Raw genomic sequence first — 14,812 nt, forward strand, 5'->3', positions numbered from 1 at the left:
TTCATTATTTCGTCACCTTCGCGAAGGAGCATCATCCCGCGCTGGCGGGGACGGGAGCGGAGGTCCATGACATACCGTACTGGACTCCCGCCTACGCGGGAGTGACGGAAAAAATATGCGGGAGGTGGCGGTAAAACATACGGAAGATGGAAGGAAAATATGCGGGGTGACGTACAAAATCCACCTCCTCCAACACCCGTTATACCGGCCTTAAGCTGGTATTTTTTGCCGGCAAGTTGCCTCGCATAGGAACACGAAGACGAAAAAAAGGGAGCACCTTGGTGCTCCCTTGTTGATCACTCTCCGGCTCAGGCAGCCAGCGGCGTGATACGCACCTGGGCAATGCGGAAGTCTTCCACTTCCGTTACTTCAAAGCGCAGATCTTCGTGCTCGAACACAGTGCCGGCTTCCGGCAGCTGGCCGGCCAGCGCCAGCAGCATACCCGCCAGGGTGGCGTATTCGTCATCCGGATCCACCAGCCCCTTGCGCGACAGCACCTGCTCAAGATAGTGCAGATCCGTGCTGCCCTTTACCAGCCAGCCGTTATCTTCCGTAATCACTTCCGGATCTTCATCTTCGTCGAGAAACTCGCCGACAATGGCTTCCAGCAGGTCGTGTGGCGTAACCAGTCCCTGCACGGTACCAAACTCGTCATTTACCAGCACCATATTGCCCCGGGCATCGCGCAATACGTTAAGCAAACGAATTACGCTGATACTGTCGGGAACAATAATCGGAGCGCCACCTTCGGCCAGCTCGGTCAGGGTTTTACCCGCCTTGAGACCAGTAATCAGATCCTTGGCTCGGACCACACCCAAGAGATTATCAAGCTCACCATCGCACACCGGAAACTGGCTGTGGGATGAGCTCATCAGTTCCGCGACCTGTTCTTCCCGGGTGTCATTCACATCAAGCCACACAATGTCGGAACGAGGGGTCATCACGGTGCGGATGGAACGTTCGGCCAGCGACAGTACACCACTGATCATATTGCGCTCTTCTTCTACAAACCCCTGCGGATCACTTTGTTGAGCAGTGTCCTCCGACTCGTCTGCCGTTTTTCCCTTGCCGCCCATCAACCGGAAAATGGCGTCGGTGGTACGCTCACGCAAGGGGCGATGAGATTCCTGCCGCACTTTATTGCGCTGAGCCAGCTGGTTAAAGAACTCGATCAGAATCGAGAAACCAATCGCCGCATATAGGTAGCCCTTGGGAATATGGAAGCCAAAGCCTTCCGCCACCAGGCTGAAACCTATCATCAGCAGGAAGCTCAAGCACAGTACCACCACAGTGGGGTGAGCATTCACGAAGTCGGTCAGCGACTTGGACGCCGCCAGCATCACTACCATGGCCACCACCACGGCAATCATCATTACCGCCAGGTTATCTACCATACCTACGGCAGTAATAATGGAGTCAAGCGAGAACACCGCATCCAGCACCAGGATCTGGGCAATCACCACGCCAAAGCCGGCATAAACGTTGCTGGTTTCTTCTTCGTGCATGTTACCTTCCAGCCGCTCATGCAGCTCGGAGGTAGCCTTGAACAGCAGAAACACACCACCGGCCATCAGAATCAGGTCCCGTCCGGAGAAACTGAGCTCTCCCAAAGTGATCAACGGTGCCGTCAGCGTGACCAGCCAGGACACGACACTGAGCAGGCCAAGACGCATCACCAGCGCCAGCGACAGCCCGATTATCCGCGCCTTTTCCCGCTGATGAGGCGGCAGTTTCTTCACCAGGATGGCAATAAACACCAGGTTGTCGATACCCAGTACGATTTCAAGAATAACCAGTGTCAGCAAACCCGCCCACACAGACGGATCCATCAGGAATTCCATGTTTTACCTCGTTGAGAGAATGTGGTTAAGCAGATCAGCAAATAACGTGCGCCAGACCGGCACAGTGAGTATAGCCGTGACGACGGCAGGGTCGGAATAAAGCAGTGAACGCCGGGAACAGCAGAGAAAAGCGGGAGAAAGAAAGTTTGGTAATAGTGTGGTGCAAGCAACTTCGCGAGCAATCCATATCGTATACCGGCTTTTGACCGGACCTCTTGGTTAAAATGAAAGCACATAATAATCGTAAAAAATGCACAGGCAAGATTAATTTTTTATGACGACGGCAGCGATATTTTACTTCGCAGCCGTCGTGACAAATCAAACCCGGAAGTGCCCCACCTGATCCTGCAGCTGCTCAGCCAGCCTGGCCAGACTGCCACTGGAGTCGCGGGTTTGATCGGTGCCCACACTAACCTGCTGAGTAATATCGTTAATGTTGGTAATGTTGCGGTTAATTTCTTCTGCCACCGCCGACTGTTGCTCGGCGGCACTGGCAATGCTGGCGTTCATGTCCCGAATGCGGGCTACCGCCGTGGTAATCTTTTCAAGCGCCTGGCGGGCCTCCTGTGCCGACTGTACACTGTCATAGGCCTGATTGCGTCCGGTTTGCATCACCGCAATGGCGTTGCGCGCGCCGTCCTGCAATTGACTGATCATGGCATGGATTTCTGCGGTAGAGTTCTGGGTACGGCTGGCCAGATTGCGCACCTCATCCGCCACTACCGCAAATCCCCGCCCCTGCTCACCAGCCCGGGCCGCCTCTATGGCGGCGTTCAGCGCCAACAGGTTGGTCTGTTCGGCAATATCACGGATCACGCTCAGCACCGAGCTTATCTGTTCACTGTGTTCCCCCACCAACTCCATGGCATGAGCGGCTTTTTCCACCTCACCGGCCAGTTGCTCTATGCTGCGACCGGTATGTTCAACCACCCGGTTTCCCTCTTCGGTGGCATCATCCACCTGCAGCGCCGCATCAGATGCAGACAGGGCACTCTGGGCCACATCCTGCACAGTGGCAGTCATTTCATTCATGGCCGTCGCCACCTGCTCGGTTTCGGTATGTTGCTGCTGTACCGAGCCGGCAGACTGCTCGGTGATTTGTGCCAGCTGCTCAGCGGCGATGGTCACCTCACTGGTAGAATCCGTCACTTCTTTTACCAAGCGATGGACCTTGTCCACAAACACATTCACACTGGTGGCCATGGCGGTCAGTTCGTCATTACCGCCCAGTTGCAGACGGCGGGTAAGATCACCATCGCCCGCAGCCAACTCATTGATCATGCGCTGAGTCAGCCCCAGCCGCTGGCGCAGACTACGGGAAATGCCCAGGTTGATCCCCAACACCACCAATACGGCCAGTGCACCGGCAATCAGTCCACGCATATAGGTATTATCAACCTGCAGCTGCATTTGCTCCCGGCTGCTCACTGCCTGCTGATGTTCACTGCTCATTAATGTATCCAGCTCGGTGCGAATGGCTCGCCAGGCCGGGTTTTCCGTGCGAGCCAGCAAACGGGCCGCCTCCAGCTGCTGATTATCAGCAGCCATGGCCAGTACCTGGTGGCGTGTCTGACTGACCGTTTGCCAGTGGCCGGCTATCAACGCCATGCCAGCCCTGGTAGATTCGCTGGCACCGGCTCCCGTGCTCAGAAACGCCATATCACGCTCAAACTCCGCCTGGGCCTCTTTTACCACCTGGTCGGCCATGGCCAGAGCGGGATTAAAGATTTTATTACGGCTGGCAATGCCCGCCAGCAGGCCGTTGCCATACATGCGGTTTAACGCATCCAGCCGGGGCTGGCTGACTTCCAGAAAGGCCACAAACGTATTTCGAACCTGCTGCACGCCATAAAGCGTTACCCCCAACGCGCCGCCTATCAACACCAGGGTAAGCACAACCGAGGCAAATAACTTTGCCCGAATACTGGATAATGAAAACATGGATGTCCCGCATTAGTCTGTAAATTCTTTTACGCTTATCATGCCGTTAAAATAAGAAGATTAGTTTGATTTAGTCGACCCTTTAACCTTATTTAGGGTGATGAAGGAAAACAAATGGCCAAATTACTGCTGAATGCCGATATGGGAGAAAGCTTCGGTGCCTGGACCATGGGTCAGGACGAAGCCGTGATGCCCTTTGTGGATCTGGCTAATGTAGCCTGTGGCTTTCATGCCGCCGATCCCGATACCATGCGCCGCACCGTGCGCCTTGCCAGTACACACGGAGTCAAAGTCGGGGCTCACCCCGCGTATCCGGATCTGGTGGGCTTTGGCCGCCGTTCTCTGGCCTGCACCCCCGCCGAAGTGGAAAACCTAATGCTCTACCAGCTGGGAGCCCTCAGCGCCATCTGCCGGGCCGAAGGCACGCAGTTGCACTACGTTAAGCCCCACGGGGCACTTTATAACGACATGATGAAAAATGAGGCCACCCTGGCGGCCATCATGGGTGCCCTGGCCGCCTTTGAGCCTGGTCTGCCACTGATGCTGATGGCCACCGCCAACCCGGAACCCGCACAAGCCCTGGCCGACCGGCACGGCATAACCCTCTGGTTTGAGGCCTTTGCCGACCGCGCCTACGACTCCGCCGGTTTTCTGGTGCCCCGCAATCAGTTCGGTGCCGTGCATCATGCTCCCGAGGTTATTCTGGAGCAGGCCCGGCGCATTGCCACCGGAGAGCCCCTTACCACTATCAACGGCAGCCCGCTGACACTCACCGCCCATACCCTGTGCGTGCACGGCGACAACCCGGAGTCAATTGCCGCCGTGGCCGCCATCCGCCGTATGCTGGACGACCCGGCATGAACCCCAGGCTGGAAAACGCCGGCCTCGACGCCTGGCTGGTGCGGCTGTTCGATGACATCGACGAAGCCAACATGAACTGGATCACAGCTCTGGTACAGGACTGCGAGCGAGCCTTTGGACCGCATTTAACCGACCTGGTGCCGTCCTACACCACCCTGCTGGTGCAGTTTGATCCATTCACCCTGGATCACGGAGAAGCCCGCCGGTTACTGCAAAGTCTGCTGGCCAGACTCACCCCGCTGGAAGACAACTCTCAAGACGAAGTAAAAATCCTGCCGGTGTGGTATCACCCCAGCGTAGGACCGGATCTTGCCCGGCTGGAACAACATACCCGCCTGAGTACCGAGCGGATAATCGAGCTGCACAGTGGGCACACTTACCGGGTATTTGCCCTCGGTTTCGCTCCGGGCTTTGCCTTTATGGGCACTCTGCCCGCCGCGCTGGAAACACCCCGGCATAACAGCCCACGACCACGAGTGCCTGCCGGCAGCGTAGCCCTGGCCGGCCGCCAGACCTCCGCCTACCCCAACACCACTCCCGGTGGCTGGAACCTGATGGGGCGTACGCCGGCCAGGCTGTTTAACCCTGCCAGCCAAAACCTGAGCCTGCTGCGAGTGGGCGACCGGGTGCGTTTTGAGCCGATCAGCCAAGGCGAATTCGAGCGGCTGGGCGGCGACACCACATCGATGGAAGCATAATGAGCCTGCTTATTGAAAAACCGGGCCCACTCAGCACCCTGCAGGATGCCGGACGCTTTGGTGTGCGTCACTTGGGCGTGACCCAGGGGGGCCCGGCAGACCTGCATGCCTGGGCCTGGTCCAACTGGCTGGCCGGAAATGCCTGGGGAGCAGCGGCGCTGGAAGTGACCCTGGGTGGCTTAACACTAAGCGCACAGCAGCCCTGCCGGCTGGCAATAACCGGTGCCGATATGCAGGCGCAGGTTAATGGCCAGCCCCTGCCCCACTGGCAGGGCGTTAATCTCAATAGTGGCGATACCCTGAGCCTCGGCATGGCCCGGGCTGGTATCCGAGCCTACCTGGCCGTGGCCGGTGGTTTTCAGGCCCCGCTGGTGCTGGGTAGTAGCGCCTGTGTAGTGCGGGACCACCTGGGTGGACACCAAGGTGACGGCCGTCCGCTGGCGGCCGGTGACACTCTGATATTTGATGAAAAAATGCAGGGAAATGCGTTAAGCCGCCGTCTTCCGGCACAAGAAAAGCGCGATTATGATGACGAGCCCACGCTTGCACTGCTCCCCGGTGCTCAGTTCCGCCATTTTGATGATCACAGCCTGATCGAAGCATTAAACCGGCCGTGGACCGTGGATCCCCGTTCGGATCGTATGGGGATCCGACTGCAAGGATCTATGTTGCACTGCAACATAGGATCGCTGATCTCGGAAGGACTGACCCTGGGAGCAGTGCAGGTGCCTCCGGATGGCCAGCCCATCGTATTACTGAACGACCGTCAAACTATTGGCGGTTACCCGCGACTCGGCACCCTTACCCCCTTGGCCTGCGCCCGTCTGGCCCAATGCCGTCCGGGCCAGACACTGCGGCTGTTCACCATCACCGCAGGCGAGGCTCAGCAAGCTTATCGGGAATTCAGAGCACAGTTTTAACGGGTCCATTAGCAAACAGTGCTGTATCTGACACCGTGCATTTCTGTACTGGATGCCCATCTTCATGGGCATGACCGATATTGAGGCCATGAAGGAACCTCGCCCCGAGGAGACGGGGTCCATTCAGCAAACCGTGCTGTATCTGAAACCGTGCACTTCTGTACTGGATGCCCATCTTCATGGGCATGACCGATATTGAGGCCATGAAGGAACCTCGCCCCGAGGAGACGGGGTCCATTCAGCAAACCGTGCTGTATCTGAAACCGTGCACTTCTGTACTGGATGCCCATCTTCATGGGCATGACCGATGTTGAGGCCGTGAAGGAACCTCGCCCCCGAGGAGACGGGGTCCATTCAGCAAACAGCGCCTATCTGAAAGCGTTCACCTCTGTGCTGGATGCCCATCTTCATGGCATGACCGATGTTGAGGCCGCGAAGCTCGGAAGCCATAACAAATACAAAAAAGCCCGCTATTCAGCGGGCTTTTTATTAGTTCAGGGCAAAGCCTTAGTCGACCTTATCAAAGGTCTTGTTCTCGGTGAAGTCGAGAGACATGAAGCTTTCCAGCGAATCGTCCTTGATGTCCAGCCAGCTGGCCGGCAAGCGGGTCGCCATGGTGCCGGTCACGGTAGAGCGATAGCACTTCTCACGGAAATTCATAATGCCCTGCTGCTTGTCCTGCTGCCATACCTTGAGCAGTGCCGCCTGCTCTTCCACTTTGAATTCGGGATAGTCGGTAGAACCAAGCAGATCACGAATATAGCTGGCCTGAAAATCGATGGAATCACAGCAGCCACCCAGCTGTGCATGACGATCCAGCCAGTGCTGCATGTCGTGCCGGCGCTCATCGGCCACGGGCAGAGCAATCTTGCCCAGGATCACATCGCGGGCATACCAGGCCTGAGCATCAAACATATTGAAGGTGAAATACTGATCCTGCATGCCCAGGTAGATCATCTTCGGATTACTCTGGAAGAAAATACCCTTGTACAGGTTGTCCGGGTACAGGCAGTTGTGGGTCTGCAGCCGCAGTGCATCCGGCAGGAAGGGGAAGTGGAACAGGTAGCCGGTACACATGATGATGGCGTCGAACTCCTTGGTGGAGCCGTCGGAAAAATAGCCGGTGTTGCCGTCGAAATGGGACAGCAGCGGTCGCTCTTCCATACCCTCGGGCCAGTCAAAACCCAGGGGGTTAGTGCGATAGCTGATGGTCACCGATCCGGCACCATACTTGTAGCACTGGGAACCGATGTCTTCCGCCGAGTAACTGGCACCTACCAGCAGCACATGCTTGTCCTTGAACTCCAGCGCATCACGGAAGTCATGGGCATGCAATACCCGGCCGGGGAACTGCTCCACTCCTTCAAAGTAAGGCATGTTCGGCGTGGAAAAGTGGCCGGTGGCCACCACCACATAATCGAATTCGTCGCTTTCCTGCTGGCCGGTCTTGTGATTCATCACGGTCACGGTGAACTTGCCGGTGCTTTCGTTATGGCTTACCCAGCGAACCGGGCATTCGAAACGGATGTATTTAGAAATGGCCTGCTTGTCGATACGACCCATGATGTAGTCTTTCAGCACGGCACGCGGCGGATAGGAAGGAATGGCCCGGCCAAAGTGCTCGTCAAAAGAGTAGTCGGCAAATTCCAGACACTCTTTCGGGCCGTTGGACCACAAATACCGATACATGCTGCCATGAACTGGCTCGCCATTTTTATCTAAACCCGTGCGCCATGTGTAGTTCCACATGCCACCGATGTCACTCTGCTTTTCAAAACAAACGATTTCCGGCAGGTCCTGAACCCCTGCCTTGCGAGCTGCCTCAAACGCTCTCAACTGTGCCAGACCACTGGGGCCAGCGCCCAAAATCGCGATTTTCTGCTTGCTCACATTTAACTCCTTCATACAGCAAAAACCTTGCCATACTAAAGGAATTAACCGCAAAGAAACAGCTACCCGTACAAAAACACCGCAAAAATAAGCAAAAACACGAAACAATTGCGTACTAACTGATTATGTAAAAAAGTGCATTTGTTCGAGCAGACTACTCCATTATTCCATCCAACTTCCGGGCTGCCGTTTGAGGACAAGACGCATCACAAATAGCCGACACCAGGGCCACACCGTGTACACCGGTTCGGGCAATGTCCGGTAAGTTATCCTCATTGATGCCACCAATGGCAACAATTGGTCGAGAACTGACACCCAATGCTCGCTTAAGTCCTGCAATACCCCAGTGCTTTTTAAGATTCGTTTTGGTGGGCGTAGCAAAAATGGCACTCAGCCCCAGATAATCGATCGGCAATGATTCGGACTCGAACAATTGTTGCTCAGTCTCAACCGACAGCCCCAACAGCCGTTCCGACCCCAGCAAACGCCGGGCATAAGCGACAGGCATGTCAGACTGACCCAGATGTACGCCATCGGCATTCACCGCCAGCGCCACATCGACCCGATCATTAATAATCAGTGGCACACCGGAGCCTCTCAGTACCGCTTTCACTGCCTCGGCCCGTTCAATAAAGGCGCGCACATCACCGTGTTTTTCACGCACCTGTACCATGGTAACGCCCCCCAGTACGGCTTCGCGCACGACATACTGCAATGTGTCGACAGACTGCCGGTCGTCTGTCACCAAATATAAACGATAAGGATTCATTGCCTGTTCACCGTGATTTTCAGACATTGCTCCAGCGTATCGGCATCCAGCTGATACAGAGTGTCGAGCAGGTTCAGCTGCAGGCTGCCCGGTCCGGGAGAGCGGGCAGCGGCCAGTTCACCGGCTACACCAAGCACCGCCGCCGCGGCCACGCCCGAGGTCTCACCCACGGCGGCAAAGGCACCGGTCAGCGCCGACAGGGTACATCCCATACCGGTCACAAAGGGCATCATGCTATGGCCATTTTCCAGCCTGATCTCGCTACTTTCACCAAGGATGATGTCTGTTTCGCCGGAGATCACCACATCCGCATGGTAATGGTGCACCAGATGCCGCCCGGCTGCCAAAGCCGCCTCACTGCCATCCTGCGCATCGACTCCCTTGCCCCGTGACGAGGCACCGGCCAGAGCAATAATCTCGGACGCATTGGCGCGAATAATCAGCCGTCCGGCCTGCTCAGCCAACCGGCGCGAGGTATCGGTACGCAAACTGCTGGCACCGCAACCCACCGGATCCAGTACCACCGCCTTGTCATAACGGTTGGCCAATGCCACTGCCAGCTCCATGCGTTCTATCCAGCTGCTGTCCAGGGTACCAATATTGACAACCAGTGCGCCCACCAGTGGCATCAGCTCTGCCAGCTCACCCCGGGAATGAGCCATAATGGGCGATGCTCCCAGTGCCAACAGGCCATTCGCACTGTTGTTCATCACCACGTAATTGGTGATATTAAGCACCAGTGGCTTCTGCTCCCGTACCGCCCTGAGCGCGGTAATAATTTGTTTGGCGTTCATGATATTCACTGTCCCTCGTCATTCGGGTGACCGATGCTACCGGATAGCAGATCAAACATGAACGAAATCTCTGACGTTACCAGCGGGCAGGATAATTCCGGCCGGTACTACGGTGGTACGCCCAGCCTCCCATGATGATAATGCCTGCCCCCAGCGCAACCGGGGACCATAAAAAGTTCCAGTCCTGCCCTCCCAGCATCACGATTAACGGATTGGCTCCCGCCGGTGGGTGGGTGGTCTTGGTCAGCATCATCAGGCTGACCGCCAGACCCACCGCCAGCCCCAGAGACCAGGGCTGCACGCCCATGCTATTCAGTACCATCAGGCCGACCAGGGTCGTGAGCAGGTGACCAAAAAAGATATTTCTTGGTTGCGCCAGCGGGCTCTCCGGCAGACCAAATAGAATCACCATGGTTGCACCAAAAGGCGCCATCAGCCAAAGGCCGGTATTATTCAAGCCATCCAGTCCGGCCAGAGTGGTAATACACAACATGGCCCCCAGGCCGGCCACCATTGCCGGGTAACGCCCTGTAAACCGAAAAAAACCATTTCTGCTGTCCATCATGCACATGCTCCCAAATTGAAAATAAGGTAGACCAGTCTGTCTACCAACCCAATGTAGACAGTTCGGTCTACTTTTGTCAATATGCCGGTATCAACAGGAGAACATCATGGATAAACGCCAGCAGCTTGTGACCACCGCCTTCGACCTGTTTTACCGTCAGGGCATTCATGCCGTGGGCATTAACCAAATACTGCAGGAATCGGGTATCGCCAAAAAAACCCTTTATCACCACTTTGCCGGGAAGGAAGCGCTGGTCGCCGCCGTGATCTCCTACCGGGATCGTGTATTTCTGGAGTGGCTTGAAAAACGCCTGGAACAAGAGAAATTCACCGCAGAGGGGGTGATTGAAGCGTTGTTTACGGCACTGGATGACTGGATAAACGACAGGGAAACCACCCTGACGGCATTCCATGGCTGTTTTTTTATCAATACCTGCGCCGAATACGGCGACCCTGGCCATGAGTTGCACCGGCAGTGTGCACAACACAAGACGGCGGCCACGCGAATGCTGGCATCCTGTTTATTGAAGACGGGACTGGAGGAGCAAGCCGCCGGGGAGCTGGCATACGCCCTGAGCCTGCTGAAGGAGGGAGCCATTGTGCTGGCTCAGGTACAGGGCGACAAACAGGCCGCCCTGCAGGCCAAAGCACTTGCTCTGAGCCTGGCGAGTTCGGTTTATTCAGCCAAAACGCCGTGAACGGCGGTTAACTTCATCGATTTGGCCGTTAAGAGTGCAGTAGTCGTAGAGATAGCCAAGCAGGAACAGTCCACCGGTGAAAAACCAGATGATGGCGGTAATCCACTTGCCCATATACAGCCGGTGCAGACCGAAGAAGCCGAGAAAGGTCATCAGGATCCAGGTAACACTGTAGTCCTTGGGACCGGTGGCATAACGCCGATCGGCAGACCGATCCATGGACGGGATCAGGAAAAGATCCACAATCCAGCCGATAAAGAACAGTCCCAGCGTGAAGAAGTAAATAGTGCCGCTGACAGGGCGACCGTAGTAAAAGCGGTGGGCCCCCATGAACCCGAAGATCCACAATATATAGCCGATCACCTTGCTGTGCGTACTGTTCATGCTGCCTCGGGTCAGTTGTTAAAAACGACCATTCTAGACGTTACATTCCTTAACTTCCATGCCTGTTGTCTAACCGGCGACCCGGATCGTCGTTTTGCGGGAATGGTGTCACACGGAACACTTACCCCGTCCCCGTATACGCGCCTCCAATCCTGGTCATGCCCATGAAGATGGGCATCCAGCACAGAGGGGCACGGTGTCAGATACCGCGCTGTTTGTTGAATGGGCCCCGCCTTCGCTGGGGATGACGTTCCTGCGCGGGAGCGACGTTCCTGTGTGGGGCGACGCCATCTCGCGCCTCCAACCCTGGTCATGCCCATGAAGACGGGCATCCAGTACAGAGGTGCACGGTGTCAGATACAGTGCTGTTTGCGGAATGGCCCCCCGCCTCCGCGGGGGCGACGTTCCTGTGTGGGACGACGCCATCGCACGCCTCCAACCCTGGTCATGCCCATGAAGATGGGCATCCAGTACAGAGGTGCACGGTGTCAGATACCGCGCTGTTTGCTGAATGGGCCCCCGCCTTCGCTGAGGATGACGTTCCTGCGCGGGGGCGACGACATTTCATTAGAAATGCGGGGATGACAACAGCCCAACAACACCTTACCGGCTGGCAGAGTAGCTGTTATCCCAGTCCTTCCATACCGGCTGCAGACCGGTGGCGGCAATGGCCCGGGCCACCTCGGCGGGGGTGCGTTCGTCGTCGATTTCGAACTGTTCCAGTTCTTCCTTAACGTTCTCTACATAACCACCCGGCTGGGTCTTGGAGCCGGCGCTGATACTGGTGATACCAAGGGGGATCACCTTGTCGCGGAATTCCTGGGCTTCCCGGGTCGACAGGCTCAGCTCCAGCTCGCCATCGAGCAGGCGGTAGGCGCAGATCAGCTGCACCAGCTGGCGGTCGGTCATGATCGACTTGGGCTGCAGGCCGCCGGTGCAGGGCCGCAGCCGCGGGAACGATACCGAGTAGCGGGTCTTCCAGTAGTGCTTCTGCAGGTAGCGCAGATGCGAGGCGGTATAAAAGCTGTCGGTACGCCAGTCTTCCAGACCGTAGAGGGCACCGAGGCCGATTTTATCGATGCCGGCCTTACCCAGGCGATCCGGGGTTTCCAGACGCCAGCGAAAGTCCTTTTTCTTGCCGCGAATATGGTGCTCGTCGTAGGTCAGGTGCTGGTAGGTTTCCTGATACACCATCACACTGTCGAGGCCGTACTGGCGCAGCTCGGCGTATTCTTCCTGAGGCAACGGCTGCACTTCCATCATCACGTAGCTGAAGTGGCGCTTGATGATGGGCAGCATTTCCTTGAAATACTCCAGACCTACCTTGCCCTCATGCTCACCAGTAACCAGCAGCACGGTATCGAAGCCCATGGCCTTGATAGCCAGACATTCCTGCTCGATTTCCTCAGCACTCAGGGTTTTGCGCTTGAGCCGGTTGCTCATGGAAAAGCCGCAATAGGTACAGTCGTTGGCACACAGGTTGGACAGATACAGGGGAATGTAAAAACCTACGGTATTGCCAAAGCGCTGCCGGGTCAGCCGGTACGACTGCTGAGCCATCTGCTCGAGGTAAGGCTCGGCTGCCGGCGAGATCAACGCCATAAAGTCGTTCAGATCCCGCTTGGGCTTGGCCAGCGCCCGCTCCACATCTCTGGGCTGCTTGCCGTAGATGCTCATTTTGATGTCATCCCAGTCCATGGATGACCAGACATCGAAGAAAGTCATAGGGTCTCCAGGAAGGACGTCAGCGGACTGGAAGCCTGGGCCTGCTGGCTTTGTCCGGCCAGACCCGCTTCGTAGCCCATACGACCGGCAATCACTGCCCGGCGGAAGGCATCACCCATGACCACGGGGTCACCGGCTACGGCAATGGCGGTGTTCACCAGCACGGCATCGGCACCCAGCTCCATAGCATAGACGGCGTGGCTGGGCGCACCGATGCCGGCATCCACTACCACCGGTACATTGGACTGCTCAATAATGATTTCCAGGAAGTCATGGGTCACCAGGCCTTTGTTGGAGCCGATGGGGGCACCCAGAGGCATAACGGCGGCACAACCTGCTTCTTCCAGCCGCTTGCACAGTACGGGATCGGCACCGCAGTAAGGCAGCACCACAAAGCCTTCCTTCACCAGCTGCTCGGCAGCCTTCAGGGTCTCGATGGGATCGGGCAGCAAATACTTGGGATCCGGGTGTATTTCCAGCTTGAGCCAGTGGGTACCCAGGGCTTCCCGGGCCAGACGGGCGGCAAACAGGGCTTCGTCCGCATCCTTGGCGCCGGAGGTGTTGGGCAGCAGGTTCACGCCCAGCTCCAGCAGTGGCGGCAAAATGTCGTCGCTGTGGTTTTTCAGATCCACCCGTTTCAGCGCCATGGTCACCAGTTGCGAGCCGGAGGCGGACAGGGCGTCCTGCATCAGACGGCCGTTGGCAAACTTGCCGGTGCCGGTAAACAGGCGGGATTCAAAGGTTTTATCGGCAATCTTCAGACTCATTTCAGCCTCCGGCAATGGCGTGGAACAGGGTAATGTTGTCGTTGTGGGCGAGCTGCTGCTCGGCCCACTGGCTGCGCGCCACCACTTCGCGGTTGAGCGCCACTGCCACCCCGGGCTTGTCCTGCTCCAGTTCGGTCAGCAGCTGCGCCAGAGTGGTTCCCTCAGTCAGGGGATGTTGTTCGTCGTTCAGAATAATGTGCATGGTGTTAGCTCCCCTTGGGTCCACATACCGGACAGGCCGGATCCTTCGGCACCTTGAGGCTGTGCCAGCGGTGTGCCTTGGCGTCGAACAGCTTGAGTTCCCCCCAGGGCACGGTGCCGGTGCCGGTTAAATACTTGATGGCTTCCAGTGCCTGCAACAGGCCAATGGTGCCCACCACGGGGCCAATCACCCCGGCATTGCTGCAGGTCAGCCGCTCCTCTATTTCCGGGCCATACAGGCAGCGATAGCATCCATGGTCGCGGGACGGATCCAGCGCCAGCAGCTGGCCTTCAAAGCGAATGGCCGCACCCACCAGCAGGGGTTTGCCCTGAGCATGACAAGTAGCGTTCAGGGCCTGGCGCACCGTCATGTTGTCGGTGCAGTCCAGTACCAGATCCACCTCGGCCACAAAGCCGGCCAGGCTGTGCGCGTCCATCTTCTGATTGACTGCCACCAGCTCGATCTCCGGGTTCAGCTTTTGCAGCTTTTCCCGGGCCACTTCGGCCTTGGCCATTTTCAGGCTGTCAACGTCATACAGGGTCTGGCGCTGCAGGTTGCTGACCTCGATCTGGTCGAAGTCGGCCAGCCACAGGGTACCGACCCCGGCCGCCGCCAGATATTGAGATGCCGGCGAGCCCAGCCCGCCCAGACCGACGATGAGCACGGAGGCGTTCTTCAGCCTGAGCTGCCCTTCCTCACCCACCTCTTCCAGCAACAGATGCCGGCTGTATCGCATGAATTCGCTATCGCTGAGCATG

The 14,812-nt window shown here is 57.1% G+C and carries 15 protein-coding genes; 4 read left to right on the plus strand and 11 right to left on the minus strand.

Annotated elements, in window-relative coordinates; translation table 11 throughout:
• Positions 1-308: 308 nt before the first annotated feature.
• A complete protein-coding gene (locus tag B6S09_RS12045; protein WP_094278734.1) occupies positions 309-1,841 on the minus strand; it encodes a TerC family protein in 1,533 nt (510 codons plus the stop codon).
• A gap of 318 nt (positions 1,842-2,159) precedes the next feature.
• On the minus strand, positions 2,160-3,782 hold the full coding sequence (locus B6S09_RS12050; RefSeq protein ID WP_094278735.1) for a methyl-accepting chemotaxis protein: 1,623 nt from the start codon (positions 3,780-3,782) through the stop codon (positions 2,160-2,162).
• A 114-nt stretch (positions 3,783-3,896) separates the two neighbouring features.
• On the opposite strand from B6S09_RS12050, the gene B6S09_RS12055 reads away from it, so the two are divergent.
• From B6S09_RS12055 to B6S09_RS12065, 3 genes are read left to right on the plus strand one after another with little or no spacing between them, the layout of a single operon-like run.
• Positions 3,897-4,643 carry a 5-oxoprolinase subunit PxpA gene (locus tag B6S09_RS12055; RefSeq protein WP_094278736.1) on the plus strand — a complete coding sequence of 249 codons (747 nt, stop codon included), beginning with the start codon at positions 3,897-3,899 and terminating at the stop codon, positions 4,641-4,643.
• Positions 4,640-5,341: a 5-oxoprolinase subunit PxpB gene (gene pxpB / locus B6S09_RS12060; protein WP_094278737.1), complete on the plus strand. Its 702-nt coding sequence runs from the start codon at positions 4,640-4,642 to the stop codon at positions 5,339-5,341. Before B6S09_RS12055 ends, pxpB begins: the two co-directional genes overlap by 4 nt.
• Positions 5,341-6,261, plus strand: a complete 921-nt coding sequence (locus B6S09_RS12065; protein ID WP_094278738.1) for a 5-oxoprolinase subunit C family protein — start codon at positions 5,341-5,343, stop codon at positions 6,259-6,261. The genes pxpB and B6S09_RS12065 overlap by 1 nt, the downstream gene beginning before the upstream one ends.
• Positions 6,262-6,768: 507 nt before the next feature.
• On the opposite strand, the gene B6S09_RS12070 is transcribed toward B6S09_RS12065, so the two are convergent.
• The 4 genes from B6S09_RS12070 to B6S09_RS12085 form a co-directional block, all read right to left on the minus strand.
• Positions 6,769-8,151, minus strand: a complete 1,383-nt coding sequence (locus B6S09_RS12070; RefSeq protein WP_094278739.1) for a trimethylamine monooxygenase — start codon at positions 8,149-8,151, stop codon at positions 6,769-6,771.
• 154 nt (positions 8,152-8,305) lie between these two features.
• On the minus strand, positions 8,306-8,920 hold the full coding sequence (gene thiE, locus B6S09_RS12075; protein ID WP_094278740.1) for a thiamine phosphate synthase: 615 nt from the start codon (positions 8,918-8,920) through the stop codon (positions 8,306-8,308).
• Positions 8,917-9,714 (minus strand): hydroxyethylthiazole kinase, encoded by a 798-nt coding sequence (thiM, locus tag B6S09_RS12080; protein WP_094278741.1) that lies wholly within the window; start codon positions 9,712-9,714, stop codon positions 8,917-8,919. The genes thiE and thiM overlap by 4 nt, the downstream gene beginning before the upstream one ends.
• 76 nt (positions 9,715-9,790) lie before the next feature.
• The gene (locus B6S09_RS12085) at positions 9,791-10,279 is read right to left on the minus strand and encodes an HPP family protein (RefSeq protein WP_323132974.1); all 489 of its coding nucleotides are present in this window, start codon (positions 10,277-10,279) and stop codon (positions 9,791-9,793) included.
• 106 nt (positions 10,280-10,385) lie between these two features.
• Here B6S09_RS12085 and B6S09_RS12090 point away from each other — a divergent pair, with 106 nt between their 5' ends.
• Positions 10,386-10,976 carry a TetR/AcrR family transcriptional regulator gene (locus B6S09_RS12090; RefSeq protein ID WP_094278742.1) on the plus strand — a complete coding sequence of 197 codons (591 nt, stop codon included), beginning with the start codon at positions 10,386-10,388 and terminating at the stop codon, positions 10,974-10,976.
• On the opposite strand, the gene B6S09_RS12095 is transcribed toward B6S09_RS12090, so the two are convergent.
• The 5 genes from B6S09_RS12095 to B6S09_RS12115 form a co-directional block, all read right to left on the minus strand.
• The gene (locus B6S09_RS12095) at positions 10,959-11,360 is read right to left on the minus strand and encodes a TM2 domain-containing protein (protein WP_094278743.1); all 402 of its coding nucleotides are present in this window, start codon (positions 11,358-11,360) and stop codon (positions 10,959-10,961) included. The genes B6S09_RS12090 and B6S09_RS12095 overlap by 18 nt on opposite strands.
• 603 nt (positions 11,361-11,963) lie before the next feature.
• Positions 11,964-13,085, minus strand: coding sequence for a 2-iminoacetate synthase ThiH (gene thiH, locus B6S09_RS12100; RefSeq protein ID WP_094278744.1), 1,122 nt, complete (start codon positions 13,083-13,085; stop codon positions 11,964-11,966).
• On the minus strand, positions 13,082-13,852 hold the full coding sequence (locus B6S09_RS12105) for a thiazole synthase (protein WP_094278745.1): 771 nt from the start codon (positions 13,850-13,852) through the stop codon (positions 13,082-13,084). The genes thiH and B6S09_RS12105 overlap by 4 nt, the downstream gene beginning before the upstream one ends.
• A 1-nt stretch (position 13,853) precedes the next feature.
• Positions 13,854-14,054: a sulfur carrier protein ThiS gene (gene thiS / locus B6S09_RS12110; protein ID WP_094278746.1), complete on the minus strand. Its 201-nt coding sequence runs from the start codon at positions 14,052-14,054 to the stop codon at positions 13,854-13,856.
• A gap of 4 nt (positions 14,055-14,058) precedes the next feature.
• Entirely contained in the window at positions 14,059-14,811 is a 753-nt protein-coding gene (locus B6S09_RS12115) for a HesA/MoeB/ThiF family protein (RefSeq protein ID WP_094278747.1), read from the minus strand.
• Position 14,812 lies beyond the last annotated feature (1 nt).

Origin of the sequence: Oceanimonas baumannii (assembly GCF_002245495.1) — a bacterium.
Classification (GTDB): domain Bacteria; phylum Pseudomonadota; class Gammaproteobacteria; order Enterobacterales; family Aeromonadaceae; genus Oceanimonas; species Oceanimonas baumannii.